This window comes from Brevundimonas pishanensis, from assembly GCF_022750635.1.
Lineage (GTDB): Bacteria > Pseudomonadota > Alphaproteobacteria > Caulobacterales > Caulobacteraceae > Brevundimonas > Brevundimonas pishanensis.
Window position 1 is genome coordinate 101888 of record NZ_JAJKBG010000004.1, and the last position, 23480, is coordinate 125367.

The window sequence follows — 23480 nt, forward strand, 5'->3', positions numbered from 1 at the left end:
CTTGAAGCATGGTCGCCCTCTTCATCAGTGCCGCGCGCAAACTCGCGCTGAAAATCGCCAGCTATGGCGTGATGCACTTGGTCGTGGCGATCCTGGTCGCGTTTGCCATCACCCGCGATGTGCGCATGGCACTGGCAATCGGCATGGTCGAGCCGTTCTTCCAGACGATCGCATACACCATTCACGACCGTATCTGGCACGTCATCGAAAAGCGGCGTCTGGCTACCGGTCTTGAAGAAGCCGCAGAAGCGTTCTCGTCGCGTCTGGGGGTCATGTCACCTGACGAGCAGATGCGCGTACACGGCCACAAGCACGGACATGCTCACGGCCATCATGGCCATAGCCATGCCCTGCCCCGCTCTTTCAAACAGATCGCCGTAAAGACGCTAACCTACGGTCTGATGCACTTTACCGTTGCCGTGGCCGTCGCCTTCGCTCTGACGGGCAATATCAGGGCCTCGCTGGCCATCGGGATTATCGAACCACTGGTGCAGACGGTGTTCTTCACCCTGCATGACCGGTTCTGGACACGCATTGAAAATCGCAAGGCCGCCGAAAAGGCCGCTCTGACCGAGCAGCGCACCGCCTTACGATAGTGAGGGTGGCAGCCGGAGCTGCCACCTCCAAAGTTACTTCACAGAGACGTTCAGTTTTACATCGATGTTGCCGCGTACCGCGTTTGAATACGGGCAGACCATGTGCGCGGCCTGTACGATTTCTTCGGCCTTGGCCTGACCGATACCGGCAATCACCACATCCAGCGCGACCGCCAGCTTGAAGCCACCACCCTCGCCGGGCAGCAGGCTGACTTCACCGGTTACTTCGATGTCCTCGTCGCGCACCTTGTGGTCGCCGCGACGGGTGACGTGGATCACCGCATTTTCAAAGCAGGCAGCATAGCCGGCGGCAAACAGCTGTTCGGGGTTGGTCGCCCCACCCTTGCCGCCCAGCGAGGTGGGCATTGCCAGTTGCAGGTCCAGAATGCCGTCGTCACTCTTGACCGTACCGGCGCGCCCGCCGACTGCCGTGACGCGGGTCGTATACAAATGGCTCATGTCGAGACCTCCGTTGTCGATAACAACAAGATAGATCGCACACGATATAATCGCAAGTGATATAATTTCGTCAGTCAGCTTTCCATTCGAACTCGGACCCGTGCGCCTGCCCGACGGCCAGCCGCTGCGTCTCCCCGCCCGGCCAGATCGTCAGATCCAGCGCGGGACGTCGCTCGGGTCCGCCAATGTCGGACGCCTCGAACCTCAACCACGCCAAGGGCGCGTCGTGGCTCGCCCCTTTCCCCACGTGGTCCAGATGGTCGCGAATACGCTGCTGGGACTCCGGCGGGAAATACTGGAAGGCAATGGTGTGCATCACCACTCGGCACACGCCCGCGTGCGGCTTGGCTTCCAGCACGCGCTCCAACCAAGGCGCAGCGTCCTCGCGGTCCACACTTACAGGATTTGCCGCCGCTATTGCCAACGCCGCCTCCAGACGGGCCAGACGCTCGCGCTGGTCGGCCCAGACATAGCTGGCCAGCTTTTCGCGGGTGGCAGCATCGGCTGCGTCCAGCGGGTTCTGGTCAACCGCTCGTCGCGACACGACGCTTACCTGACCCTGTGGTGGCGAACTGCCTAACCAGCGAGGTGACAATTGCACGCCCGACGCAGGATCGCCCGCCGCAAGTTCCCCCAGCCTATAGCCATAGTGATCCAGCACGCTGTTCAGCCCTGCGCTGGCACCCAGTTCATAAAGCGCAAACGGAAGCTTGAACCGATCCGCCAGCACAAGCAGCCCCGCCATCAAACCGGACGACCGCCCGACCTCGTTCGTCTGGGGCGGACTGTCCAGCCATGGCATCAGCCACTCTCCCTCGACCTGAAGGATATGGTTCAGCAGGGCCCACAAATCGGCATCATCGGGCGCAACGGCGGGCGGATAGACCGCACTCCACGCACGCTGTCGGCCAGAGCGCGCAAGCGCATGCAGCCCGCCCATAAGGCGCAACGGCAAGGCGTCACCCTCATGCGAAGGGTTGCCGTTCCATGTCAGGATGCGATGGGCGATCGAGCTGTCATCGCGCAGCCGCTCCGCCACCAGATGGCACAGCCGGCCGGTAAAGGGTGCCCCCATCGCGGTACAGATCGACGACTGGGATTGGAACGCCACCTGTACCGACATGGATCACCCTCTAATCAGATTACCGCTTGTTCAAGGCGACGAGGAAGACCTCGGCGCTGTCCTTACGGCTGGATTCCGGTTTGAAATACTTCACCGTCTCGAACTCTTCGCGCAAGCGTGCGAGCACGCCGCCAGCGTCACCGCCCTGGAAGTTCTTGGAGACGAAATTGCCACCCGGCTTGAGCGTGCGGATGGCAAAGTCAGCCGCAATCTCGATCAGGGCGATAATCTTCAAGTGGTCCGTCTGGCGGTGGCCAATTGTGTTGTGCGCCATGTCCGACAGCACCAGATCGGGACGACCGCCCAACAGTTCGATCAACTGCTCATCCACGCCCGGATGGGTAAAGTCAGCTTGGATCAGGGTCGAACCCGGGATGGGCTCAATCATCAGCAAATCAACACCCACGACCGAAGTCGCGCCGCGATCAAGTGCCACCTGCACCCAACCGCCCGGTGCTGCGCCAAGGTCGATGACCCGGCTGCCCTTCTTGATCAGGTTGAAGCGGTCATCGATGCCGATCAGCTTGAAGGCCGCGCGACTGCGCCAGCCCTCGGCGCGCGCGCGTTCGGACCATTTGTCGGTCAGTTGGCGCTTAATCCACGCCTGCGACGACGGGCGCTTGTCCTTCGCCGTCTTGATTTTCGTGCCCACACTGCGGCCCGCAGCGGTCCCGCCCGTCGGCAAACGCACCATTCGACGGCGTTCAACAGGCTTTTCGGTCGGGTTTTCTTTATCACTCATGCGTCTCTCATAGCGGCCCGAGCGTTCTACCGCTATGACCCCTTCATATTTCCTCGAGTCATAGGAGTGCCAGATGGCCGAAACCCTGACCTTTTTCATCGACACCGGCGACAACCAAGAAAAGCCGGTTGTCATCAAGCTGCGTGAAGACCTGGCCCCGAACCACGTGAAGCAAATCACCGATCTGGCATCGGAAGGCTTCTACGACGGCGTCGTCTTCCACCGCGTGATCGCGGGCTTCATGGCTCAAGGTGGCGATCCGACGGGCACTGGCACCTCGGGCTCGAAGAAGCCGAACCTGAAGCAAGAGTTCAGCGCCGAGCCGCACGTCCGCGGCACCTGCTCGATGGCCCGCACCCAAGATCCGAACAGCGCAAACTCGCAGTTCTTCATCTGCTTCGACGACGCTCGCTTCCTTGACCGCCAGTACACCGTCTGGGGCAATGTCATCGAAGGTATGGACGTGATCGACGCTCTGCCGAAGGGCGAGCCGCCGCGCGCTCCGGGCAAGATCGTCCGGACCGCAGTCGCCTAAGCGATAACGACGCCGGAATTGGAAACGGGGAGCCTCGCGGCTCCCCGTTTTTTTATGGTCACTGCGTTTTCGTCAGCGCCCCGACTACAGGAGGATTGGAGCCAATGGTCAATGTACCGACCAGCTGGCCGCCCTCGAACCGACCATCAAACGCCAGTGCACCGCCTGATGACGAGACCGCCGACACCGTGATGTCTTTGTCGGTCACGATATATTCGGTCGCGACGACAATCAGCTTTTGCCGCTCGCCGTGGGCATTCACGACGGGCTTGGTCTGTTGGAATACAAACGCCACAGGATACTGGTCCTGAGGCGATTGCAGGCGTAGGTGACTGAACTTCCAGTCCTGCATGACCAGATCGGTGGGACCGGAATAGTCCCCTGCGACTGCCACCGACGCCGTATATTCGCGCCGCGCTTCGACCTTTTCGGCAGGCGGCGTGGCATGGGCGGGTGCCTCGGCTTTCTCCGCAGGGCTACAGCCCGCCCCAAGCACCAACGCCCCGCAAATCCCCCACAGTGTTCCCCGCATCACGGCAATCTCAGCAACGTCCCCAGCCAGCCAATGTGCTGCATAGCTTCAATGGCCTCGAACAACGGTATCGCCAAGAGGAAGATCAGCCCATCGCGCAAAGTCACAAGGAAGAAGCGCGGACGTACGTCCAGCGCCTCGACGTCTCGCCACTTGGAAAAGTCCGGACCAAAACGCGGTGTGCGGGCGCAATAATCGAGATAGGTCGTCCCGAAAGCCTGGGACAGCCAAGCCTCTTCACGCCTCACCGTAAAGTAGAACACCACCATGGCCACCAACAGGAACAGACTGGCGATGGTCAGGCTGCCTGTCTGCGCCCCGACGCCGAATGCCCCCATATAGCTGAAAACGTACAGAGGGTTACGGCTGATCGAGTATGGGCCACGGTCCACGATCTCGGCCTTCTTGCGACCGCCGATGTAGAGCGAGCACCACGCCCGCCCCACAATACAGATGACGATCAGCGCGAGGCCCATTGCCTCTACGCCCTCGTGCAGAGGCTCGCCACCAACCGACGCCGTCACCAGCGTCAAGGCTATTACCCCCAATAGGCCGAGCCCCAAGGCTGCCTTGCGGATTTTCTGGACCCTTTGCAGGTCAAAACCTTCAGTCGCCGACATCGCATTCCCCAATCAAAGGTCTGCGATATGGCTTCCTCGATCTTGGCCGTTTCAAGGCTGGATTATTTGTCCAGCCAAGCGTCGATGCGGCGGAAGCTTTCGATGGCCAATTCGGTCGAGGACTGGAACACCGCAGGATCGATACGGTCCACATCGTCAGAGGGCTTGTGATAGTCCTCGTGGAAGTTCACGCCGAAATAGAGGAACGGCAGGCCCGCGCGATGGAACATCCCGTGGTCCGAGGCAAAGACCCAGTTGTCCGAGCCTTTGTCATCCGGCGAATCCTTGCCGAAAGCCAGACGGATCGAACCATTGGCCGGAATGGGCTCAAGCAGCGGACGGAAATACGGGTGTTGATAGGTGCCGGTCACCCATATATAGCCGTCCACATTGGCGCGCGCGGTCATGTCGAAGTTGATGTTCAGCGAAATCGAGGAGAGCGGGACCGGCGGGGCCTCGACGAACTCTTTTGCGCCCAGCAGACCGCGCTCTTCGCCATCCAGCGCCACGATCAGGACGCTGTGCTCCGGCGGGTTTTCCTTCAGGCGCTTGGCCAGTTCCAGCATGGTCGCCACGCCGGAGGCATTGTCATCAGCACCGTTATAGACATGGCCGTCGCGGGTACCGACATGGTCGTAGTGGGCGGTGACGACGATGTATTTGTCCGAGACGCGCGTACCGGGAATCAGACCCAGAATATTGGTGCCGTTAAAGGTCTTGGGACCATCCGGCGAGCGGCCTTGGGCTGACCAGGGCTGCAGACGCCCCATTGAGGACGGCCCAACACCCAGAGCGTCCAGACGCTCGACAATGTACTGACGTGCCTTGGCACCGCCTTCGCTGCCGGTATCGCGGCCCTGCATATCATCTGCGGCCAGGGTATTCAGGTCGGCCATCAACTGGGAATAGTCCTGCGCGGATGGCGCCAGCACAGCGGTGCTGTCGGTCTTGGGCGAGGTTTCGCAGGCGGCCAGCGCAAACAGGGCGGCAACGGCAAGGCTGGTGGATAGCGCGCGCATAAACGGCTCCGTGAACATGAATTGGATGCACCCTAAATGCCCGCCCGTCGTTCTGCCAGATTACCTTTCCGTCATTCGTGCGGTGGGTGTTAGAAAGCCTGATTGTTTCCAGTTCCAGCCCAGACGAATCCCCTATGGCCGATCTGTTCTCTGCTCCCCTTTCTGTCGCTGCGATGAGCGAGGATCAGGCACGCGACGAGCTGGCCAAACTGGCGGCGGAACTGGCGGAACACGACGCCGCCTATTACCGCAATGACGCCCCCAGCATCAGCGATGCCGAATACGACGCGCTCAAAGCCCGCGCTCTTGAGATAGAGACGAAATTTCCCTCGCTGAGCAGTGCGGAATCCCCTTCGCAAAAGGTTGGCGCGCCTGTCTCCGAGCAGTTTGCCGAGGTACGCCACGGCGTACCGATGCTGTCTCTGGACAATGCCTTTGACGATACGGACGTGCGCGACTTTGTGAACCGCGTCTTCAAATTCCTGAACCTGCCGCAGAGCGAACCGCTGGGCTTCGTGGCAGAACCCAAGATCGACGGCTTGTCGGCCTCTATCCGGTACGAAAATGGCGTGCTGGTACGGGGTGCGACGCGTGGTGATGGCAAGACGGGCGAAGACGTCACCGCAAACCTTCTAACTATCGCCGACATTCCTCAAAAGCTGTCGGGCAGCGGCTGGCCTGCTGTCATCGAAATCCGTGGCGAGGTTTATTCGCCGACCGACGCCTTCGATGCCTTCAACAAGAACGCCGCGCAACTGGGCGGCAAGACCTATGCGAACCCGCGCAACTTCGCCGCCGGATCGCTGCGCCAGAAGAACCCCAAGATCACCGCCCAACGACCGCTGAATTTCTTCGCCTATGCGTGGGGAGAGGTGTCTGAGCCGTTCACCGACACCCAGCATGGCGCGCTGGATAAGTTCCGCGAGTGGGGCTTCAAGGTGAACAGCCGTTCGGCCCGCGTAGAGAACGCACAAGGCCTGATCGACCTCTACACAAAGCTAGGCGAAGACCGCGCCACGCTGGGCTATGACATCGACGGCATCGTCTACAAGGTTGACCGCCTCGATCTGCAGGAACGCCTCGGTTTCATCGCGCGCAGCCCCCGCTGGGCCATCGCCCACAAATTCCCCGCCCAGCAAGCGACCACCATCCTTGAGGGCATCGACATTCAGGTGGGCCGCACCGGCAGCCTGACGCCCGTCGCCCGCCTGCATCCGGTAACTGTTGGCGGTGTGGTCGTGCGTAATGCCACCCTGCACAACGAGGACGAGATCGAGCGTCTAGACGTGCGCATTGGCGACACCGTGACCCTGCAACGCGCAGGCGACGTGATCCCGCAAATCCTCGGCGTGGTGATGGACAAACGCCGCGCCGATGCCGTGCCCTACATCTTCCCGACTACCTGCCCCGTCTGCGGTTCCGAAGCCGTGCGCGAAGGTGACGAGGTCAAACGCCGCTGCACCGGCGGTCTGGTCTGCGACGCCCAGATCGTCGAACGCCTGAAGCACTTCGTCAGCCGCCGCGCCTTCGACATTGAAGGCCTTGGTGAAAAGCAGTTGATCGCCTTCCACGAGCGCGGCTGGATCAAACAACCTGCCGACATCTTCCGTCTGGCCAAGGACGAAGAAAAGCTAGCGGCGCTCCGCCGCGAGGACGGTTATGGCGAGACCAGCGTCAACAACCTTATCGCGGGCATCGATGCGCGCCGTACCATAAGCCTCGACCGCTTCCTGTTCGGCCTCGGCATTCCCGATATCGGCGAGCAGACCTCGCTGGTGCTGGCCCGCCACTTCGGCACTTGGGACGCGCTGAAGGAAGCCGCCGTTCAAGCGTCGCAAGGATTGCCGTCCGAGGACTGGCACGATCTGGCTGGCACCCACGCCATTTCCCCGCGCGTGCTTGAACAGTTGGCCGCCGCCGATGTCCCCGCCTCCGCCCCGTGGCCGGATGGTGCGCCGGACATGAACCTGAAGCAGGTCTTCCCAGGCCTTGCCGCGCCTGCCCGCCGCAGCGTGGCGGAAAAGGCGGCCAACTGGGCGGGCGTCGTGCGCCTCGCCCAGATCTCCCGCGAGGAAGGCCCCAGCGATATTCTGAACGCCATTGCGGGCGTGTCGGGCGTTGGTCCTGTGGCGGCCGCAGCGTTGGCCCACTTCTTCCGCGAACCGCACAACCGTGAGGTCGTGGAAGCGCTGGAGGCCGAACTGGTCGCCATCACCGAAATGGAGCAGGCCCGCACCGACACACCCGTCGCGGGCAAGACCGTCGTCTTCACCGGATCGCTCGAACGTTTCACCCGCGACGAGGCAAAAGCACGCGCCGAAAGCCTTGGAGCGAAAGTCTCGGGTTCCGTTTCTAAAAAAACAGATTATTTGGTCGCCGGTCCCGGTGCAGGCTCCAAACTCAAGGATGCCGAAAAGCACGGGGTGCAGGTTTTGACCGAGGACGAATGGCTCGCCCTCATCGGGTGATCTATTCGGGACTTTGGCTATGCGTGCCGTCGCTATCGACTTCGAGACCGCTAACGAGCGTCGCGCCAGCGCGTGTTCAATCGGGCTTGCGTGGATTGAGGACGGACGCGTGGTGGACCGCGAAACCCACCTGATCCGTCCGCCGGAAATGCGCTTTGCACCGGTGAACATCCGCATCCACGGCATCACACCCGATATGGTCGAGTACGCGCCGGAGTTTCCGGATGTCCTCGCCTCGCTCCGTGAGCGGCTGGATACCTGCGACATGGTGCTAGCCCACAATGCGGGCTTTGACATGAGCGTGGTGCGCGCCAGTTGCGACGCTTACGAGCTGTCATATCCGGAATTCGACTATCTTTGCACGGTGAAGGTCGCCCAGCGGGTCTGGAGCGACCTCGGGACCGCCCGACTGAATGCGCTCGGCGATCATCTGGGCATTGCCTTCAAACACCACGATGCAGGCGAGGACGCCTATGTCTGCGCCGAGATCGCGCTGGAGGCCATGCGTCTGCGCGAGACCGTTACGCTGCACGACCTCGCCAAGGTCACGGAGGTCGGCGTCGGGCGCATGAGCGCCGCAGGCTATTCGGCATGCTCGGCCCCCCGCCCCAAACGCCCGGCCGCGCTGGAAACCGCCAAACCCTATTCAGACGTCTTCCGCCCCGTGCCCGGTATGCCCCGCTCGATGGACGGCAAACGCGTGGTTTTCTCGGGCCAGCTCTCCCGCTTCTCGCGCCACGAAGCGCAGGAAATCGCAGGACGTTTCGGTGCGCGGGTGATGGCCTCCGTGAATGCCAAAACCGACTGGGTGGTTGTCGGTAATGGTGCAGGCTCCAAACTGGACCGGGCGCGTCATCTGGGGCTCAAGCTGTTGTCGGAAGCAGACTTTTTGGACCTGATTACCGCCAAATCTTGACGTAAGGTACGGTTTTGAAAACATAAAACAGCGCGATTTTAGGTCTTGTTTATATCGCAATCCGGGATCACCTTGCGGGTAACGGATCCTCTCCCCGTGATCCGATCTGGGAGTAAACACCATGAAGACCAAGATTTTCGCTGCTGCTGTGCTGGCCGCCTCTGCCCTGGCCGCTCCGGCGCTTGCGGGCGACCCGACCGGCCTGTGGCAGACCCCGACCAATGGCGGTCAGGTGCGTATCGAGCGCTGCGGCAATGCCCTTTGCGGCACCCTCGTCACCTCGGCAGCCATTCGTGCCAATCCGGGCCAGCTGGACGTCAAGAACAAGGACGAAGCTCAGCGCAGCCGTACCCTGCGCGGCCTGCGCATGCTGTCGGGCTTCACTGGCGGTCCGACCGAATGGCGCGGTGGCTCTGTCTATAACCCCGAGGATGGCGGCACCTATCGCGGCACCATCACCATGACCAATGACAACACCCTGCGTCTGCGTGGCTGCATCGTGGCACCGCTGTGCAAGACCCAGACCTGGACCCGCGTCCAGTAAGAGCTTTCCTCCCGGAAAACGCGAAAGGCCCTCGCAGAGCATTCTGCGGGGGCTTTTTATTGCGCTAGAGAAGCAGGGACAGAATCGACAGCAACGTCGCCGTCAGCACGGCATTCAAGGCCATGCCGACACCGGCATAAGCCCCTGCGGTCGGAGATACCTCGAAAGCCCGCGCCGCGCCTGCACCGTGGGCGGACACCCCGACGGCAAAGCCCCGCGCCCGCCAGTCGTGGACACGGATAAGGTTCAGCACCGGCGTCGCCAACATGGCCCCGAACACGCCCGCAAAGATCACAATCACCGCCGTCAGGGCCGGTATCCCGCCCAGCGTCTGGGAGATGGCCATCCCCACTGGCGTCGTGGTCGCCCGCGGCGCAACCGACGCCAAAATCTCCTGCGGTGCGCCAAACAGCCAGACGATGCCGACCGAGGTGATGATCGCCGTCAAAGCCCCTGCCAGCAACGCCAGCGAGATCGGCAAGGCCAGCCTGCGGATCGTGCGGCGGTTGGCCCAGATCGGCACCGCCATAGACACCACCGTTGGCCCCAACAGGAAGGTGATCATGCCGGTAGCCGAGCTGTAGGTCTCGTAGCTGGTGCGAGAAGCCATCAGCGCCGCGATGATGACCGGCGTGGAAAGTAGAACCGGATGGAGCAGCGGCGGTCGCCCGACCCTCTGCACCATTCGATCCATGGCCCAAAAGGTCACCACCGTAACCGACAGCCAGATCAGAGTCGTGAAAAGCTCAGGCATCGCCTGCCTCCTCGCCCGAGGCCGCAAACCGGTTCATCGCCCACGAAAAGACCCTGGCCGTTACAGCGATGGTCACGACCGTTGACACCAGCAGCGCAACCAGTATCCCCAGACCGTGACGGGCGATCACGTCGCCCTCCTCGATCAGCCCGACCGCAGGCGGTACGAACATCAAGGGCATATGCGCCGTGAGCCAGCCGGTGACCTTGGTCAGCGAGGTCTGCTCGCGCCGGAAGACCGCCAGCCAGACCAACAACAGCCCCATGCCAATGACCGAACCGGGCAAGGGCAGTCCGGTGAAGCGATGGATCGCCTCACCGGCCAACTGGCATACCAGCAAAAGGGCTATGGCACCGAGCATCAGTTACAGTGGGCGCGTCTGCTCTTTCAGCCACGCCAGCGCGGCTTCGTCCTTTTGCACACCCTCGGCCAGAAGCGGGCCGACCTTGGTCAGAACCTCGGCGTGATAGTCGTCAACATACTGGCGCTCTTGCGGGTTCAGCAGGTTCACGTCGATCAGCTTGCGATCCAGCGGGGCGAAGGTCAGTTGTTCGAAGCCATGCATGGGGCGCTCGCCGCCCTCCGGCACCGACGGTGCGGTGACGACTTGCAGGGTCTCGATACGGATGCCCCATTCGCCTTCGCGGTAATAGCCCGGCTCGTTCGACAGGATCATGCCGGTCAGCAGCGGCTGGGTGGTCCCCCAGTTGGCGATCCGCTGCGGGCCTTCGTGAACGCCCAGGTAAGAGCCGACGCCGTGGCCCGTGCCGTGGTCATAGTCGAAACCGGCATTCCACAAATGCTGGCGGGCAATCGCATCCAGATGCATGCCCGAAACGCCTTGCGGGAAGCGGATCGTCGCCATAGCAATGTGGCCCTTGAGGACCAAAGTGAACATGCGGCGCTGTTCGTCCGTACCCTCGCCGATGGCCATGGTGCGGGTCACGTCGGTCGTGCCGTCGAGATACTGACCGCCGCCGTCAACCAGCAGCAGGCTGCCCTGCTCCATCTTGCGGATCTTGGCCCCAACCGGCTTGTAGTGCGGCAGAGCACCGTTGGCGGCGACGCCAGCGATGGTGTCGAACGACAGGTCTTTCAGCTCGCCGGTGGCTTCGCGGAAGCCTTCCAGAGCCTCGACCACGCCGCGCTCGTCCGGCAGTTCCTTCTGGGCGACCGTATCCACCCAGTGCAGGAAGCGCGTCAGCGCCGCACCGTCACGGATGTGGGCGCGGCGGCTGCCTTCGATCTCGACTTCATTCTTGCAGGCGCGTGGCAGGGCGCACGGATCCGCGGCTCGAACAATCTTGGCCCCTGCCGAGGTCAGAGCCTCGAAATACCAAGCCGACGAAATCGACGGATCGATCATAACCTTTTGGCCCGACAGTGAGGCCAGAGCTTCCGGCAGAGCCTCCGGCGCTTCCAGCGTCACCTCATTGCCCAGCCATGCCGGTAGTCCTTCGGTCACCTTGGCCGGATCAAGGAAGATACGGGCCGAGCCATCGGCGCGCACAATCGCCTGACCCAGTGGCAGCGGCGAACGGATAACGTCGCCACCGCGAATATTGAACAGCCACGCCAGCGACGATGGAGCCGTCAGAACAGCCGCGTCTGCGCCTTTGTCCGCGATGGACTTGCCGATGCGGGCGCGCTTCGATGCCGCGCTCTCACCGGCATATTTTTCAGGGTGCGGGACAACGAGAGCCTGCGGCTGAGCCGGTCGGTCGGCCCATGCGAGATCGATCGGGTTCAGCTCAACAGCCTTCAGGCTACCGCCAGCGGCTTCTACGGCGGCGCGGAGGCCAACCAAAGCATCGGGGCTGTGCAGGCGTGGATCATAGCCGATCACCTGACCGGACTTCACATTGGCAGACAGCCAGTCGTTCAGAGCCGCCAGCGTCACACGCTCGAACAGGGCCTCGTCGGTCTGGGCCTTGACCTGAACCGTATAGCGGCCGTCGACGAACACGGCGGCCTTGTCCGACAGCGCGACGCCCGCACCGGCCGAACCGGTAAAGCCGGTCACCCACGCCAAACGCTCGTTGGCATCGGGGAGATATTCGTTTTGGTGCTCGTCCTCGTGCGGAATGAGCAGGCCATCCAGGCCCTGCTTGGCCATCTCGGCGCGGACCAGAGGCAGGTGCTTGGCGCCAAACGAAGGATCGGTGGTTTCGTCGAAATGCTGTCTCATGCCCCCTGAGTACGCCTGAGGAACGGCGGGTTCCAGAGGCTGGACATGCAAACGGGCAATAAAAAACGGGGACCGAGGCCCCCGCTTTCAAACTCTTAGGCCTTGCGCAGTTGCAAAGCCGACCAGGCGTCGTTGTGGATGGTCTGTTCCACCACAAAACCCAGCGGCCGATAGGCATCCAGAATACGCTCTTCCTGCGTCTTCAGCAGGCCCGACAAGATGGCAACGCCACCCTTCTTCAGCGAGGCCCCGATCTCGGGAGCCAGCTCGACCAGCGGAGCCGCGAGGATGTTGGCGAAGACCAGATCATACGGCATGTGCTGGGCGACGCGGGCGTCGTTCAGGCCGCTGGCGAAATAGAACTCGCATTTGGCGTCGTTGATCTCGGCGTTTTCGTTGGCGATGCGGGCCGAGGCTTCATCGATATCGGTACCGACAGCAATCGGGGTGCCGGTCTTGGCCGCAGCGATGGCCAGAACGCCGGTGCCGCAACCGACGTCCAGTACCTTCTCGAAGGTTTCGCCCTTGTTCAGCAGAACGTCGAAGGCCTCGAGGCAGCCCACGGTCGTGCCGTGGTGGCCGGTGCCGAACGCGGCACCCGCGTCGATCTTCAGCGTCACGCGGCCTTCAGGAATCTTGCCCTGATCGTGTGCGCCATAGACGAAGAAGCGACCAGCCTCGACCGGCGGCAGGCCCGACAGGCTCATCGCCAGCCAGTCTGCGTCGGCGAGCTTCTCGACGATGACTTCCAGACCCTCGACGGCGCGCATGTGGGCCTCGATGCCCTTGGCCTCTTCGTCCGTGGTCGGGAAGGCGTCGATGCGCCAGATGCCCTTGTCCTCGTCCTCTTCGAGGATCGAGTAGGTCGCGCCTTCCAGCAGCACGTCGGCGTCAATCGCAGCCGCAGCGGCCTCGGCCGGGGCGCGCAAACCGCGAGCAATCACTTGAAGAGCAGATTCCGACATTTCCAAAAATCACCGATATGATAACAACAGTGCATACGGGCGTTATCTATTGCCCGCACGTAGATAGCTAGGGTTGGGGATTACATGGCTAAAGCACCGACGGAAACAAAGTCCGCGACGCCAAAAGCGGCAGCAACCACTTCCAAGCCCAAAGCGGCTACGAAGTCGACCGCTTCTGCCGCAAAAGCGGCCGTGGATGAAGTAAAAACGACAAAGCCGGCGGCTGCGCCGAAGTCCACGACCAAGACGGCAATCGCTAAAGCGACTACTCCGAAGGCAGTGACCGCCAAGCCTGCGGCAACGAAAACTCCCGCCGCGAAGGCAGCTGCGCCCAAACCGGCGACGGCCAAGGCTTCCGCAGCGCCCAAGGCTGCCGCCCCTAAGACGGCCGCAGCAAAGCCTGCTGCAGCCAAGGCCGCAGCACCGAAGAAACCCGCAGCTCCCAAGCTGGCAACGGCTAAGCCTGCGACCTCGAAAGCCGCACCGGCCAAAGCCCGCACCACCGGCACCAAGTCAGCCCGGGCTCCGAAAACCGAGCTGGCTGCAACCGTAGAAGAAAAGACCGCGACTCTGGTGGCTGCCCCGACCTCGGGCGACGGTCATGACGGCAAGCCAACCCCGTCGGAAACCACTGCGCCCGCGCCCAAACTGGTCGCCACCGAAAACGAGCCTACGCCCGAGCCCAAGTCGACAGGCACCACGGCTCCAGCCAAGAAGCCCGGCTTCTTCGCCCGTTTGTTCGGCCGCAAGTAACACCTAAGCCCCAACGAGAAAGGGCCGGAGGCAAAAGCCTCCGGCCCTTTTTATTGGTCTTCAACCGAAGATCAGTCTGCCAGATCTTCCGACAGAATGGCCATTTCGAACATGAAGGAACCGGCTTCGTCTTCATCTTCGAACACCACGCCGATGAACTCGTCATCGACATAGACTTCTGCGGAGTCAGCAACCTTGCGTGCCTTCACCTTGATGCCACCGTGGTTGAAGGTGCGCTTCAGGTGGGACTCGACGCGCTTGAGATCGGATTCTTTCACGGGGATGGCCTCGGGTATGAATGTTAGCGGCGGAACCTAAAGGTCATGCGCGTTGATGAAAAGCCCGCATCGCGCCCGTCCACAGGCATCCGAGCGAACCTTGGTCTAGATCACATAGTCATAGACCACATCCGCGAGGGTGTGATCCATAGTGCGAGCCGGCGAGGCTTCGGTCGGGCAGTTGACCAGACGCGCAGGCACACCGGCGACGGTGCAGCCACTGGGCACAGGCTTCAGGACAACCGAGCCCGAGGCCACCTTGGCATAGTCGCCGATCTGGATATTGCCCAAAATCTTGGCCCCGGCCCCCAGCAGGACACCGCGTCCGATCTTGGGGTGACGGTCGCCACGTTCTGCTCCCGTACCGCCAAGCGTCACAGCGTGCAGCATCGATACCTCGTCACCCACGACTGCGGTCTCGCCGATTACAATGCCGGTCCCGTGGTCAACAAAGACGCCCGAGCCGATCTGTGCGGCAGGGTGGATATCGACCTGAAACAACTCGGAAATACGGCTTTGGAAATGGAAGGCCAGCGTGTCGCGGCCCTGCTCCCACAACCAATGCGCCACGCGCCACGATTGCAGCGCCTGATAGCCTTTGAAGTACAGGAAGGGCTGTAGCAGCGAACGGATCGCGGGATCGCGCTCCTCGACGGCCAAAAGGTCGGCACCAGCCGCGCGGACGATTGCCGGATCGGACGCCATGGCCGACAGCGCAACCTCGCGCACAGTCATCGATCCCAGTTCGGAATCACCGAGCTTGCGCGCGATCTGGAAGCTTAGTGCACCGGATAGGTCGTCATGCGAAAGGATGACCGAGTTCAATTGCGACGCCAATTGGGGTTCGGCCCGCGCGGCATCTTCTGCAGCACAGCGCAGCGAGGCCCAAACGTCCTTGGGGCTTTGTGCCTTCACCGGCGAAACGATTTCCAACTTGGCCATGCTCTGTCCTTCGTCAGCCTGCATCTTACGCTGCCACGCCTCGCGATACCAGTTTTGCCCGACATCCGACCGCGTAACGACAGTTGAAGCGAAATGTCGCTGATCTTTCTTCGAGCGTAGATATGGTATCGCTCTGCCCGATTACCTAGCTGAGTGTCATGACCGACGTATCTTCGCCTGCCCTCGCCCTGCCCGTTCGCTCCGACGAACTGTTGAACCGTCTGGCCACCCGTCGCTCGGCACCGGCCCAGCAGTTGGCAACGCCCGCTCCGTCGGGTGAGGAACTGCAGACCCTGCTGTCACTGGCGATGCGCACGCCCGATCATGGGAAGCTGGCTCCGTGGCGTCTCGTGGTACTGGGGCCGCAAACGCGTGCCGATATCGTCGAGAAACTATCGGCTATGACCAGCCGCCTGCCGGATCCGGTCAAGGGCAAGGCCGTGTTGGCGAAACTCGCCAATCCGCCCCTGACCGTGCTGGTGGTCTCATCGCCGGTCCATGGCCACAAGGTTCCCGTCTGGGAACAGGAACTGTCTGCGGGCGCGGTTTGCATGAACATCGAGCATGCCGCCAACGCACTGGGTTACAGCGCCAGCTGGATCACGGACTGGTATAGTTTCGACGCCGAGGCACTGGCCCTATTCGGTGTGAAGGAAGGCGAGAAGGTTGCCGGCTTCATCCATATCGGCACTCTGGCCGAACCGCCGCTAGAGCGCCCGCGCCCCGCGCCGCAAGAGCGCGTCGAAATCCTGCCGTAACAGACGAAGCCCGCTCCCTGCGGGCTTTTTCATTGGTCCACGCCGCGCATCGCCTCCTCCGGCTTTGGCTTGTGCACGAGAGACACCAACACGACCGAGACGATCATCAGCAGAAACCAGCTACCGAACTTGGCCACGGACACCATGTGCCAACCGACGCTCTGATCGGGATATGTCCACGCTCTTCCGAAAGTCGCCAGATTTTCTGCCAGCCAGATGAAGAGAGCGACGAGGAAATACCCTAGCAATAGCGGCATGGATCGACGCCTGCGATCAGTGCGAAACCAGAATCTGCCGCGCCAGAACACGGCCGCTGTGGCCGCGAACAGCAGGTACCGGAAATCCCAAATCCAGTGGTGCGCGAAGAAGTTCACATACACGGCGGCAGCCAGCACCCATGTCTGCCACAAGGGCGGATAGCCTTTCACCCCGATGTGGAACACGCGCTGCACCCGCGCGATATAGCTTCCGACGGCTGCATACATGAAACCGGAGAACAGCGGCACTGCGCCAATCCTTAGCAGGCTTTCCTCGGGGTACACCCATGACCCGTGATAGGTCTTGAACCACTCCATCACCGTGCCGGCGATATGGAACAGGAAGATGGTCTTGGCCTCGTCCCAGCTCTCCAGTTTGAACGCCAGCATCAAGCCCTGAATGCCCAGCGCCCCCAGCACCAGAAAGTCATACCGGCTAACAACCGGATCCTCAGGCCAAAACAGATAGGTCGCCAGTATCAAACCCAGTAGGGCACCGCCATACAAACAGGCCCACGCCTGTTTCAGGCCGAACCACACAAACTCGAACACAGCACCATTTAAGACCGAGCGATCAGCCCAAGTTCCCGCGCCCTTCAATAGACGGCGACCAAAGGTTTCGAGCGGAAGAGTGCGTGAATCCATGCGAACATTCTGCGCATAGGGAGATGGGCAGCCAGTGGAATTGTCGTGCAGACAACAGTGCAGAACTGCACGGACATGTGCACGTTCGACCCTTATGAAAAACTCCGGCCTTATCCCCTCGGCCCTGATCGGGTCCGTCGCCAGTGCACGATCCATGACGCCGATGGCCGCCATCGCCACGGCACGAATGGCCAACGCCCGCACGCCCGGCAAGCTGTGGCTGCTGGATCATCCGCTATTCAAGGTGGGCGCGCTGGCTATGGGGGCTGGCGAGCTATACGGCGACAAGATGAAGACGGCTCCGGACCGCACGGTGTTTCTGGGCCTGTTGGCGCGGGTCATGAGCGCGGCCATCGCCGGCTCTGCCCTGGCTCCGAAAGGGTCGGAGCGCAAAGGGGCTCTGGTCGCGGTCGCGGCAGCAGTTCCTCTGGCTTATGTGACCTTAGCGGCGCGTAAAAAGGCCATCTCGAAAATCGGCCAAACGCGAAGCGGGTTGATCGAGGATGCCATCGTAACCACGGCCACCACCGCCATTGTGGCCATGACCGTGCGCCGGAACCGAAAAGAAAACGGGCCGGAGCGCTTGGCTCCGGCCCGTATAACTTAGGCTTCTTCGCCTTCTTCCGCTTCTTCAGCGGCGAACTCTTCGGCGGTCACATACTCGGGACCTTGGCTGTCCAGCACCCACAGGCCCTTGAAGGACGGGTGTTCAGGCGTCAGGTCTTCGTCGATCAGGTCACCTTCGAAAACGCCAATGTTGCTGTAGTCGAAGTCGATCTCGGCCTGGGCGGCGATTTCGATCATTTCTTCGGCCATGCGGCGCGAATAGCCAATGGCTTCGGAAGCGTCGATGAACTCGTCGGTCAGAGAGTTGATCTCTGCCTCTTCCTTGCCTTGGGTCGCGGTGGTCGTGACGATGGTATAGACGGGCATAGTACTCTCTCTTAGCTGTGGCCCCTCACCTAGCCTGTTTAGCGGGTGAAGGCTTCGCCTAATGCGCGAAAACGCCCCGTGAAGATCACAAAAGCGGGATAACTGAGCCGGACCTTAGTCCTTGCGGCCCTTATAGTCGCGTTTGGTCGCACGATAGTTTTTCTGCTGTGACGCCGTCCGGCGACGTTCGGCCTCTTTGGCGATGCGTTCGGCCTTTTCCTTTTTGCCCGCGGACTCAAGGGTCAGCTTCACAAAGTGCTCCCAGCGGTCCTTGGCCAGATCGCCATTGGCAATGGCCGCCTGAACCGCGCAACCCGGCTCGGTGCCATGACCACAGTTACTAAAACGGCACTCGGTCGTCAGTTGCTCGATGTCGTCGAACACCTCGCTGACGCCTTCGTCCGTGTCGATCAGGCCGACTTCGCGGATACCGGGGGTGTCAATCAGCATTCCGCCGGACGGCAGGACAATCAGCTCGCGATGGCTGGTGGTGTGGCGACCCTGATCGTCGGTCTCGCGCACCTCGCGGGTGACCATGCGGTCCTCGTCCAACAAGGTGTTCACCAGCGTGGACTTGCCCACGCCCGACGACCCAATCAGCACGCAGGTCTGGCCCGGCTTCACCATCGACAGGAACGCATCCAGCCCCGCCCCCGTGTGCGACGATACGGCCAGCACCGGAGCGGCGGCGTCCAATGCGGCGACCTCTTCGATCTTGGGCTGGGCATCGTCCACCAGATCGGCCTTAGTCAGCACCACGACGGGTTGCGCCCCGCTCTGGCGCACAGCGGCCAAATAACGCTCGATCCGGCGCACGTTCATGTCGGCGTTCAGCGAGGTGACGATGAAGGCCACATCGACATTGGCGGCGATAATCTGGCTGGCGCGCGAGGCATCTTCGATGGCGCGGCGCACCAGTGCCGATTTGCGCGGCAGAATAGCCTGAACCGTGCCGATACCGGCCTGCTCGTCCATCAACAGCGCGACCCAGTCACCCACGCACGGCTGGCCGATGTCATCGGCCTCGTGCAGCAGGCGCCCTGTCGGACGTGCCGTGACCGGACCATCTTCGGTGATGACCGTATAGCTACCGCGCTGTTGAAGCACGACACGTCCGGCGATGTAGCCGGATGCTGCATATTTGCTGTCAAATGCCGAGGCGAAATGCTCTGACCAACCATAGCGATCGATCATTGCGGGACACTCCAGTTGATTGCGCTGAACGGCATCAACCGCGACCGCGATAGGTCGCGACGCCCTGTTCCGGAATCCAGACACCTTCCGGTGCCGGACCGGTCTGCCAGAAGACGTCGATCGGGATACCACCGCGCGGATACCAGTAACCACCGATGCGCAGCCACTTCGGTTGCAGCAAGTCGGCCAGACGACGACCGATCGACACGGTGCAATCCTCATGGAATGCACCGTGGTTACGGAATGACGTCAGGTACAGTTTCAGCGACTTGGACTCGACCAGCCAATCGCCGGGAATGTAGTCGATCACCAGATGCGCAAAATCCGGCTGACCCGTCACGGGGCACAGGCTGGTGAACTCCGGCGCGGTGAAGCGTGCAACGTACATCGTGTCGTTGTGCGGGTTCGGTACCCGCTCTAGCACGGCCTCTTCAGGATTGGTCGGAGCCCCGATCTGGGTACCGAGCTGGGAAAGGCCGTCTGTGTAGTGCGACATGGATTACCGTAGATTTGTTTGTGTCTTGCGTCGATCCGGCGAACACGGCCAGTCTGCGACGCAGGGATGTTCAGGACCACATAAGATGAGAAGCTTCTCGGTTCAAATCATTGCCGTGGTCGGGATGATTTTCTCACTGGTTTTGATGGTCCGCTATTGGGACGAAAGGATGCCTCCTGTGCCGTGCCATCGCTCCCTTCGTTGGAGACGATAGGCGGCAGCTTTAGCAATTTTTCAGACCGTGAACCCGTCTGTCCTTCCGCGCCAAGCGGCGAAACTGCGACCAGTGCTCCCGGTTGGTCCATCCCGCCCGCACCCAGAGAAAGTGATTTCCCGCAAGCGGCGCTTGATGAAGGCCTGAGCGGCGTGGCGTCGGTACAGTGCTTGGCCCGTGCCGACGGTCGGGTCACCGACTGTCAGGTCGTAGAGGAAACGCCAACCGGATACGGCTTTGGTGACAGCGCAGTCCGCATCGTTCAACGCGGGTGCCTCCCCCCCTCCCCCTTGTGGGAGGACGGAGCAGCGTTCACTGTTCGCATCCCGTTTACGCTGTCAGATTGAAGAACACCGCCATGCGCCCCTCTTTGAATACCCTTCTCCTGACAACCATCCTCGCGGGTTCCGGGATTTTGGCGGTCCCGGCGCAGTCGCAAGTTCGCTGGAAAACTCCGCCCTCAGCTGCCGAGATGCCGCAACGCGCCCTTGAAGACGGCGTATCGGGAACGGCGACCGTGAATTGCACCGCCACTGCACAGGGCGTCGTGGATAACTGTCAAATCGAGAGCGAGAGCCCAGAAGGCTACAGCTTCGGACAGGCGGCGGCACAGTTCGTCCAAAGCGGCATCCTTGAGCCCTCCGCCGACGGCCAGCCAATCGGACCATTTCGCATTCGTATACCTTTCAACGTCGAAGACGTCGCGCCAGCCCAGTTGGAAAATCCATCATGGCGTATACCGCCGCGTATCGGTGTCTCGGATTTTCCTCAGCGGGCCTTGAATGCCGGCGTATCTGGCGGGGCAATAGTCCAATGCAACGCGTCGGCAGAAGGTGTGCCCCAAAACTGTATCGTACTTGACGAACAGCCCGCGAGAATGGGCTTTGGGGAAGCGGCGGTGCGAATAGTGCAGCGTGGGCGCTTGAAGAAATCAGGCGATTGGCTTCCAGGGGCCCGGTTCACGGTGCGCATACCGTTCAATCTTAGCAATTCCTTCTGACGGCCTCGCCTTGGCGCGAAACCGTGGTATCCGTAGCGAAACAAAACGCACTGGAGGAACCGCATGGCCTTTCCCGCCTCGTTGCAAAAGGGCCTGAAGCTGCCCGTCATCTCGTCGCCGATGTTTCTGGTCTCGGGGCCGGATCTGGTGGTCGAGGCGTGCAATAACGGGGTGATCGGCACCTTCCCGTCGCTCAACCAGCGCACCACCGAGGGCTATCGTGACTGGCTGAAAGAGATCAAATCACGCCTGAACCCCGACGCGGCGGCGTTCGGGGTGAACCACATCGTTCACAACACCAACGGCCGATTGATGGCCGATCTGGAAGTTACCATCGAGGAAGAAGTTCCTCTGGTGATCACCTCGCTCGGCGCAGTTGCGGATGTGGTGAAGGCGGTTCAGGGGTATGGCGGAAAGGTCTTTCACGACATCGCCACCGTGCGCCATGCACAGAAAGCCGCAGAGGCCGGCGTTGACGGCCTGATCCTCGTGGCGGGCGGCGCGGGTGGCCACGCAGGCATCATCAATCCGTTCGCTCTGGTCAACGAGGTGCGCAGTTTCTTCGACGGCACCATCATTCTGGCGGGCGCGATCTCGACGGGACGCGATGTCGCAGCAGCCCTGATGATGGGTGCCGACTTCGCCTACATGGGCACGCGTTTCATCAACACGACCGAGGCGCAGGCCGACCCGGCCTATCAGCAGATGATCATCGACAGCGGCGCGACCGACATCGTGCACACGCCCGCCGTCTCCGGTATCCCCGCGAATTTTATGACGAAATCTCTGATAGAGAATGGCATCGACCCGCGCGCACTGCCCGAGCATAAGCTGGACATGGGCGAAGAGGCCAAGGCATGGAAGACCGTCTGGTCCGCAGGACACGGCGTTGCAGCCATCCACGATGTCGTGCCCGTAGCTCAACTGATTGATCGGTTGGCTGACGAATTTAAATCTGCCGGTTCGGAATTTGACACAAAACGTAGATAACGGGGGCAATCCCATTTTCGACGCTTTGGAGTCCCCATGCGCCTGAACGCCCTTCGCCTCCCTCTTGCTCTGTTGGCTGCTTCTCTGGCCCTGCCCGCTGCGGCTCACGCCCAGTCGTGGGATGTGACTCTCGGCGCCGGTACCGACAACCGCTCCAAGGACGCCTCGAAGTCGAATGGCGAAGCCTTCGTCTCGGGCGAAGCGCAGTGGAACAGCGCAGACGGCTTCTTCTACGCGGGTCCAGCGTTCGAAACGGTCAAGAGCAATGGCTCGAACATTGAGGTTGAGATTGGCGGCGGTATCCGTCCCCAATGGGCTGGCTTCGATTTCGACCTGAACGCCGTGCACAAATGGCGTCTGGATTCCAATCCGGGCGTGGATGACGACGCGTGGGAATTCACTGCCGACATGAAGCGTTCGATCGGCCCTGCCAGCGCGCGTCTGCGGCTACAGCACTCGCCGGACGGCACCGGTTCGGTCAAGCAATGGACCTGGGTCTCGGCCCGCGCAGGTTGGGACTTTAACGACAAGCTGAACGCCAGCGCCGAACTGGGCTATCGCGATCAGACCAACGCCGTCAGCTATACCGGCTATAATGTCGGCGTGTCCTATCTGCTGACCCAGGAACTGGAACTGGACGTTCGCTGGCACGGCACCGACGCCGACGAACCGGGCGAACAGTACAAGGACGCTCTGGTAGCGACCGTCGCCTACATGTTCTAGGGGGTCCCCAACAGGACTTTCGGGCGGCCCCTTCGGGGCCGTTTCCAATTCTAAGTAGTTTCAACAGGTTGCCATAGCCTAACAGCAAAGCTACCCCGCGCGTCCTTTTAGTACCGCGGAGTATCCATGCGCCTGCATTCCACCCTGATCGCCCTCACCCTTGCCGCCGCTGCGGTTGCCCCTGCCAGCGTTGCCCAAGCCCAATCGGGGACCTTCAGCTTCGCCGTGGGCGCAGGTTCTGACAACCGCCAGCGTGACGTGTCCAAGTCGGAAGGCGACGCCTATACGTGGGGCCGCGCGACCTGGAACAGCAACAGCAAGGCCTTCTACGCCCAAGCCGCCTATGAAACGCTAGATATGGGCGGTGCCGATCTCGGTCTTGCAGCCTTCACCGGTATTCGTACGCAGGTTGCTGGCTTCGATGCCGATATCCAGATCAGTTATAAGGCTCTGATCGACGCCAGTCCTGCTTTCGATGACGACACCTTCGAAACCAAGGTTGACCTCACCCGCACCTATGGCAAGACCCGCACCCGCCTGCGCGCCGAGTATTCGCCGGACGGCCTGGGTGCGACCGAAGAGTGGGTCTGGGTCTCGGCCTATGCGGCCTATCCGCTGACCCGCAAGCTGTCGGTTTCGGGCGAGATCGGTTACCGCGACCAAGCCTCGAACATCGACTACACCGGCTATAACGCGGGCGTCACCTACGCCATCACGCCGCAAGTCGGCGTGGACGTGCGCTGGCACGGCACTGACGCCGATATTCCGGTCGCTGCCCACAAGGACAGCATCGTCGCCAATCTGAGCTATGCGTTCTGATTGACGGATATGGAAAA

30 protein-coding genes are annotated in these 23480 nt (G+C 61.6%); 13 read left to right on the top strand and 17 right to left on the bottom strand.

The window, feature by feature from the left end; translation table 11 throughout:
• Window positions 1-8 precede the first annotated feature (8 nt).
• Complete coding sequence (locus LOX95_RS09115) at window positions 9-596, top strand: DUF2061 domain-containing protein (protein WP_242914175.1); 588 nt, start codon at window positions 9-11, stop codon at window positions 594-596.
• Window positions 597-629: 33 nt separating this feature from the next.
• Here LOX95_RS09115 and LOX95_RS09120 read toward each other — a convergent pair whose 3' ends face one another.
• The 3 genes from LOX95_RS09120 to LOX95_RS09130 form a co-directional block, all read right to left on the bottom strand.
• A complete protein-coding gene (locus tag LOX95_RS09120) occupies window positions 630-1055 on the bottom strand; it encodes an organic hydroperoxide resistance protein (RefSeq protein ID WP_242914176.1) in 426 nt (141 codons plus the stop codon).
• Between the two features lie 70 nt (window positions 1056-1125).
• A complete protein-coding gene (locus LOX95_RS09125; RefSeq protein WP_242914177.1) occupies window positions 1126-2178 on the bottom strand; it encodes a DUF2332 domain-containing protein in 1053 nt (350 codons plus the stop codon).
• Between the two features lie 19 nt (window positions 2179-2197).
• Window positions 2198-2920 carry an RlmE family RNA methyltransferase gene (locus LOX95_RS09130; RefSeq protein WP_242914178.1) on the bottom strand — a complete coding sequence of 241 codons (723 nt, stop codon included), beginning with the start codon at window positions 2918-2920 and terminating at the stop codon, window positions 2198-2200.
• A gap of 73 nt (window positions 2921-2993) precedes the next feature.
• Between LOX95_RS09130 and LOX95_RS09135 the strand changes: the two genes are divergently transcribed.
• Window positions 2994-3455 (top strand): peptidylprolyl isomerase, encoded by a 462-nt coding sequence (locus LOX95_RS09135; RefSeq protein ID WP_242914179.1) that lies wholly within the window; start codon window positions 2994-2996, stop codon window positions 3453-3455.
• Between the two features lie 58 nt (window positions 3456-3513).
• On the opposite strand, the gene LOX95_RS09140 is transcribed toward LOX95_RS09135, so the two are convergent.
• From LOX95_RS09140 to LOX95_RS09150, 3 genes are all read right to left on the bottom strand, one after another.
• The gene (locus LOX95_RS09140; protein WP_242914180.1) at window positions 3514-3987 is read right to left on the bottom strand and encodes a hypothetical protein; all 474 of its coding nucleotides are present in this window, start codon (window positions 3985-3987) and stop codon (window positions 3514-3516) included.
• The gene (locus LOX95_RS09145) at window positions 3987-4607 is read right to left on the bottom strand and encodes a methyltransferase family protein (protein ID WP_242914181.1); all 621 of its coding nucleotides are present in this window, start codon (window positions 4605-4607) and stop codon (window positions 3987-3989) included. Before LOX95_RS09145 ends, LOX95_RS09140 begins: the two co-directional genes overlap by 1 nt.
• A gap of 62 nt (window positions 4608-4669) precedes the next feature.
• Complete coding sequence (locus LOX95_RS09150) at window positions 4670-5626, bottom strand: M28 family peptidase (RefSeq protein ID WP_242914182.1); 957 nt, start codon at window positions 5624-5626, stop codon at window positions 4670-4672.
• Between the two features lie 134 nt (window positions 5627-5760).
• Here LOX95_RS09150 and ligA point away from each other — a divergent pair, with 134 nt between their 5' ends.
• The 3 genes from ligA (at window position 5761) to LOX95_RS09165 (ending at window position 9554) form a co-directional block, all read left to right on the top strand.
• The gene (gene ligA / locus LOX95_RS09155; RefSeq protein WP_242914184.1) at window positions 5761-8094 is read left to right on the top strand and encodes an NAD-dependent DNA ligase LigA; all 2334 of its coding nucleotides are present in this window, start codon (window positions 5761-5763) and stop codon (window positions 8092-8094) included.
• Window positions 8095-8113: 19 nt separating this feature from the next.
• A complete protein-coding gene (locus LOX95_RS09160; RefSeq protein WP_242914185.1) occupies window positions 8114-9010 on the top strand; it encodes an exonuclease domain-containing protein in 897 nt (298 codons plus the stop codon).
• A gap of 121 nt (window positions 9011-9131) precedes the next feature.
• The gene (locus LOX95_RS09165; RefSeq protein ID WP_242914186.1) at window positions 9132-9554 is read left to right on the top strand and encodes a DUF2147 domain-containing protein; all 423 of its coding nucleotides are present in this window, start codon (window positions 9132-9134) and stop codon (window positions 9552-9554) included.
• 64 nt (window positions 9555-9618) lie between these two features.
• On the opposite strand, the gene LOX95_RS09170 is transcribed toward LOX95_RS09165, so the two are convergent.
• From LOX95_RS09170 to LOX95_RS09190, 5 genes are all read right to left on the bottom strand, one after another.
• Window positions 9619-10308, bottom strand: coding sequence for an LrgB family protein (locus LOX95_RS09170; protein WP_242914187.1), 690 nt, complete (start codon window positions 10306-10308; stop codon window positions 9619-9621).
• Window positions 10301-10669, bottom strand: a complete 369-nt coding sequence (locus LOX95_RS09175; RefSeq protein WP_242914188.1) for a CidA/LrgA family protein — start codon at window positions 10667-10669, stop codon at window positions 10301-10303. The genes LOX95_RS09170 and LOX95_RS09175 overlap by 8 nt, the downstream gene beginning before the upstream one ends.
• Window positions 10670-10672: 3 nt before the next feature.
• Window positions 10673-12496, bottom strand: a complete 1824-nt coding sequence (locus LOX95_RS09180; RefSeq protein WP_242914189.1) for an aminopeptidase P family protein — start codon at window positions 12494-12496, stop codon at window positions 10673-10675.
• A gap of 95 nt (window positions 12497-12591) precedes the next feature.
• Window positions 12592-13461: a 50S ribosomal protein L11 methyltransferase gene (locus LOX95_RS09185; protein ID WP_242914190.1), complete on the bottom strand. Its 870-nt coding sequence runs from the start codon at window positions 13459-13461 to the stop codon at window positions 12592-12594.
• Window positions 13462-13541: 80 nt separating this feature from the next.
• A complete protein-coding gene (locus tag LOX95_RS09190; protein ID WP_242914191.1) occupies window positions 13542-13706 on the bottom strand; it encodes a hypothetical protein in 165 nt (54 codons plus the stop codon).
• 34 nt (window positions 13707-13740) lie between these two features.
• On the opposite strand from LOX95_RS09190, the gene LOX95_RS09195 reads away from it, so the two are divergent.
• Window positions 13741-14214 (top strand): hypothetical protein, encoded by a 474-nt coding sequence (locus LOX95_RS09195; RefSeq protein ID WP_242914192.1) that lies wholly within the window; start codon window positions 13741-13743, stop codon window positions 14212-14214.
• A 71-nt stretch (window positions 14215-14285) separates the two neighbouring features.
• Here LOX95_RS09195 and LOX95_RS09200 read toward each other — a convergent pair whose 3' ends face one another.
• Window positions 14286-14492 (bottom strand): DUF3126 family protein, encoded by a 207-nt coding sequence (locus LOX95_RS09200; RefSeq protein WP_242914193.1) that lies wholly within the window; start codon window positions 14490-14492, stop codon window positions 14286-14288.
• Window positions 14493-14597: 105 nt separating this feature from the next.
• Complete coding sequence (gene cysE / locus LOX95_RS09205; protein ID WP_242914194.1) at window positions 14598-15434, bottom strand: serine O-acetyltransferase; 837 nt, start codon at window positions 15432-15434, stop codon at window positions 14598-14600.
• A gap of 158 nt (window positions 15435-15592) precedes the next feature.
• Between cysE and LOX95_RS09210 the strand changes: the two genes are divergently transcribed.
• A complete protein-coding gene (locus tag LOX95_RS09210; protein WP_242914195.1) occupies window positions 15593-16192 on the top strand; it encodes a nitroreductase family protein in 600 nt (199 codons plus the stop codon).
• Window positions 16193-16221: 29 nt separating this feature from the next.
• Here LOX95_RS09210 and LOX95_RS09215 read toward each other — a convergent pair whose 3' ends face one another.
• The gene (locus LOX95_RS09215; RefSeq protein ID WP_242914196.1) at window positions 16222-17094 is read right to left on the bottom strand and encodes a DUF817 domain-containing protein; all 873 of its coding nucleotides are present in this window, start codon (window positions 17092-17094) and stop codon (window positions 16222-16224) included.
• A gap of 94 nt (window positions 17095-17188) precedes the next feature.
• Here LOX95_RS09215 and LOX95_RS09220 point away from each other — a divergent pair, with 94 nt between their 5' ends.
• Window positions 17189-17701 (top strand): hypothetical protein, encoded by a 513-nt coding sequence (locus tag LOX95_RS09220; RefSeq protein WP_242914197.1) that lies wholly within the window; start codon window positions 17189-17191, stop codon window positions 17699-17701.
• On the opposite strand, the gene LOX95_RS09225 is transcribed toward LOX95_RS09220, so the two are convergent.
• From LOX95_RS09225 to queF, 3 genes are all read right to left on the bottom strand, one after another.
• Window positions 17698-18027, bottom strand: a complete 330-nt coding sequence (locus LOX95_RS09225; RefSeq protein WP_242914198.1) for a hypothetical protein — start codon at window positions 18025-18027, stop codon at window positions 17698-17700. The genes LOX95_RS09220 and LOX95_RS09225 overlap by 4 nt on opposite strands.
• A 114-nt stretch (window positions 18028-18141) precedes the next feature.
• The gene (gene rsgA / locus LOX95_RS09230) at window positions 18142-19221 is read right to left on the bottom strand and encodes a ribosome small subunit-dependent GTPase A (RefSeq protein ID WP_242914199.1); all 1080 of its coding nucleotides are present in this window, start codon (window positions 19219-19221) and stop codon (window positions 18142-18144) included.
• Between the two features lie 34 nt (window positions 19222-19255).
• A complete protein-coding gene (queF, locus tag LOX95_RS09235; RefSeq protein WP_242914200.1) occupies window positions 19256-19717 on the bottom strand; it encodes a preQ(1) synthase in 462 nt (153 codons plus the stop codon).
• A 183-nt stretch (window positions 19718-19900) separates the two neighbouring features.
• Here queF and LOX95_RS14325 point away from each other — a divergent pair, with 183 nt between their 5' ends.
• The 5 genes from LOX95_RS14325 to LOX95_RS09255 all read left to right on the top strand — a co-directional run bounded on the left by LOX95_RS14325 (window position 19901) and on the right by LOX95_RS09255 (window position 23463).
• On the top strand, window positions 19901-20278 hold the full coding sequence (locus LOX95_RS14325; RefSeq protein WP_427846580.1) for a TonB family protein: 378 nt from the start codon (window positions 19901-19903) through the stop codon (window positions 20276-20278).
• On the top strand, window positions 20275-20931 hold the full coding sequence (locus tag LOX95_RS09240) for a TonB family protein (protein ID WP_242914201.1): 657 nt from the start codon (window positions 20275-20277) through the stop codon (window positions 20929-20931). The genes LOX95_RS14325 and LOX95_RS09240 overlap by 4 nt, the downstream gene beginning before the upstream one ends.
• 63 nt (window positions 20932-20994) lie before the next feature.
• On the top strand, window positions 20995-21921 hold the full coding sequence (locus LOX95_RS09245; RefSeq protein WP_242914202.1) for an NAD(P)H-dependent flavin oxidoreductase: 927 nt from the start codon (window positions 20995-20997) through the stop codon (window positions 21919-21921).
• Between the two features lie 36 nt (window positions 21922-21957).
• Window positions 21958-22644, top strand: coding sequence for a TorF family putative porin (locus LOX95_RS09250; RefSeq protein ID WP_242914203.1), 687 nt, complete (start codon window positions 21958-21960; stop codon window positions 22642-22644).
• 126 nt (window positions 22645-22770) lie between these two features.
• A complete protein-coding gene (locus tag LOX95_RS09255; protein ID WP_242914204.1) occupies window positions 22771-23463 on the top strand; it encodes a TorF family putative porin in 693 nt (230 codons plus the stop codon).
• Window positions 23464-23480: the final 17 nt, after the last annotated feature.

What these genes read in the sequence shown, in the direction of transcription:
- LOX95_RS09115 (WP_242914175.1), top strand. Translation starts at nt 9, where the DNA reads ATGGTCGCCCTCTTCATCAGTGCCGCGCGCAAACTCGCGCTGAAAATC.
- LOX95_RS09120 (WP_242914176.1), bottom strand. Translation starts at nt 1,055, where the DNA reads ATGAGCCATTTGTATACGACCCGCGTCACGGCAGTCGGCGGGCGCGCC.
- LOX95_RS09125 (WP_242914177.1), bottom strand. Translation starts at nt 2,178, where the DNA reads ATGTCGGTACAGGTGGCGTTCCAATCCCAGTCGTCGATCTGTACCGCG.
- LOX95_RS09130 (WP_242914178.1), bottom strand. Translation starts at nt 2,920, where the DNA reads ATGAGTGATAAAGAAAACCCGACCGAAAAGCCTGTTGAACGCCGTCGA.
- LOX95_RS09135 (WP_242914179.1), top strand. Translation starts at nt 2,994, where the DNA reads ATGGCCGAAACCCTGACCTTTTTCATCGACACCGGCGACAACCAAGAA.
- LOX95_RS09140 (WP_242914180.1), bottom strand. Translation starts at nt 3,987, where the DNA reads ATGCGGGGAACACTGTGGGGGATTTGCGGGGCGTTGGTGCTTGGGGCG.
- LOX95_RS09145 (WP_242914181.1), bottom strand. Translation starts at nt 4,607, where the DNA reads ATGTCGGCGACTGAAGGTTTTGACCTGCAAAGGGTCCAGAAAATCCGC.
- LOX95_RS09150 (WP_242914182.1), bottom strand. Translation starts at nt 5,626, where the DNA reads ATGCGCGCGCTATCCACCAGCCTTGCCGTTGCCGCCCTGTTTGCGCTG.
- ligA (WP_242914184.1), top strand. Translation starts at nt 5,761, where the DNA reads ATGGCCGATCTGTTCTCTGCTCCCCTTTCTGTCGCTGCGATGAGCGAG.
- LOX95_RS09160 (WP_242914185.1), top strand. Translation starts at nt 8,114, where the DNA reads ATGCGTGCCGTCGCTATCGACTTCGAGACCGCTAACGAGCGTCGCGCC.
- LOX95_RS09165 (WP_242914186.1), top strand. Translation starts at nt 9,132, where the DNA reads ATGAAGACCAAGATTTTCGCTGCTGCTGTGCTGGCCGCCTCTGCCCTG.
- LOX95_RS09170 (WP_242914187.1), bottom strand. Translation starts at nt 10,308, where the DNA reads ATGCCTGAGCTTTTCACGACTCTGATCTGGCTGTCGGTTACGGTGGTG.
- LOX95_RS09175 (WP_242914188.1), bottom strand. Translation starts at nt 10,669, where the DNA reads ATGCTCGGTGCCATAGCCCTTTTGCTGGTATGCCAGTTGGCCGGTGAG.
- LOX95_RS09180 (WP_242914189.1), bottom strand. Translation starts at nt 12,496, where the DNA reads ATGAGACAGCATTTCGACGAAACCACCGATCCTTCGTTTGGCGCCAAG.
- LOX95_RS09185 (WP_242914190.1), bottom strand. Translation starts at nt 13,461, where the DNA reads ATGTCGGAATCTGCTCTTCAAGTGATTGCTCGCGGTTTGCGCGCCCCG.
- cysE (WP_242914194.1), bottom strand. Translation starts at nt 15,434, where the DNA reads ATGGCCAAGTTGGAAATCGTTTCGCCGGTGAAGGCACAAAGCCCCAAG.
- LOX95_RS09210 (WP_242914195.1), top strand. Translation starts at nt 15,593, where the DNA reads ATGACCGACGTATCTTCGCCTGCCCTCGCCCTGCCCGTTCGCTCCGAC.
- LOX95_RS09215 (WP_242914196.1), bottom strand. Translation starts at nt 17,094, where the DNA reads ATGGATTCACGCACTCTTCCGCTCGAAACCTTTGGTCGCCGTCTATTG.
- LOX95_RS09220 (WP_242914197.1), top strand. Translation starts at nt 17,189, where the DNA reads ATGAAAAACTCCGGCCTTATCCCCTCGGCCCTGATCGGGTCCGTCGCC.
- LOX95_RS09225 (WP_242914198.1), bottom strand. Translation starts at nt 18,027, where the DNA reads ATGCCCGTCTATACCATCGTCACGACCACCGCGACCCAAGGCAAGGAA.
- rsgA (WP_242914199.1), bottom strand. Translation starts at nt 19,221, where the DNA reads ATGATCGATCGCTATGGTTGGTCAGAGCATTTCGCCTCGGCATTTGAC.
- queF (WP_242914200.1), bottom strand. Translation starts at nt 19,717, where the DNA reads ATGTCGCACTACACAGACGGCCTTTCCCAGCTCGGTACCCAGATCGGG.
- LOX95_RS09245 (WP_242914202.1), top strand. Translation starts at nt 20,995, where the DNA reads ATGGCCTTTCCCGCCTCGTTGCAAAAGGGCCTGAAGCTGCCCGTCATC.
- LOX95_RS09250 (WP_242914203.1), top strand. Translation starts at nt 21,958, where the DNA reads ATGCGCCTGAACGCCCTTCGCCTCCCTCTTGCTCTGTTGGCTGCTTCT.
- LOX95_RS09255 (WP_242914204.1), top strand. Translation starts at nt 22,771, where the DNA reads ATGCGCCTGCATTCCACCCTGATCGCCCTCACCCTTGCCGCCGCTGCG.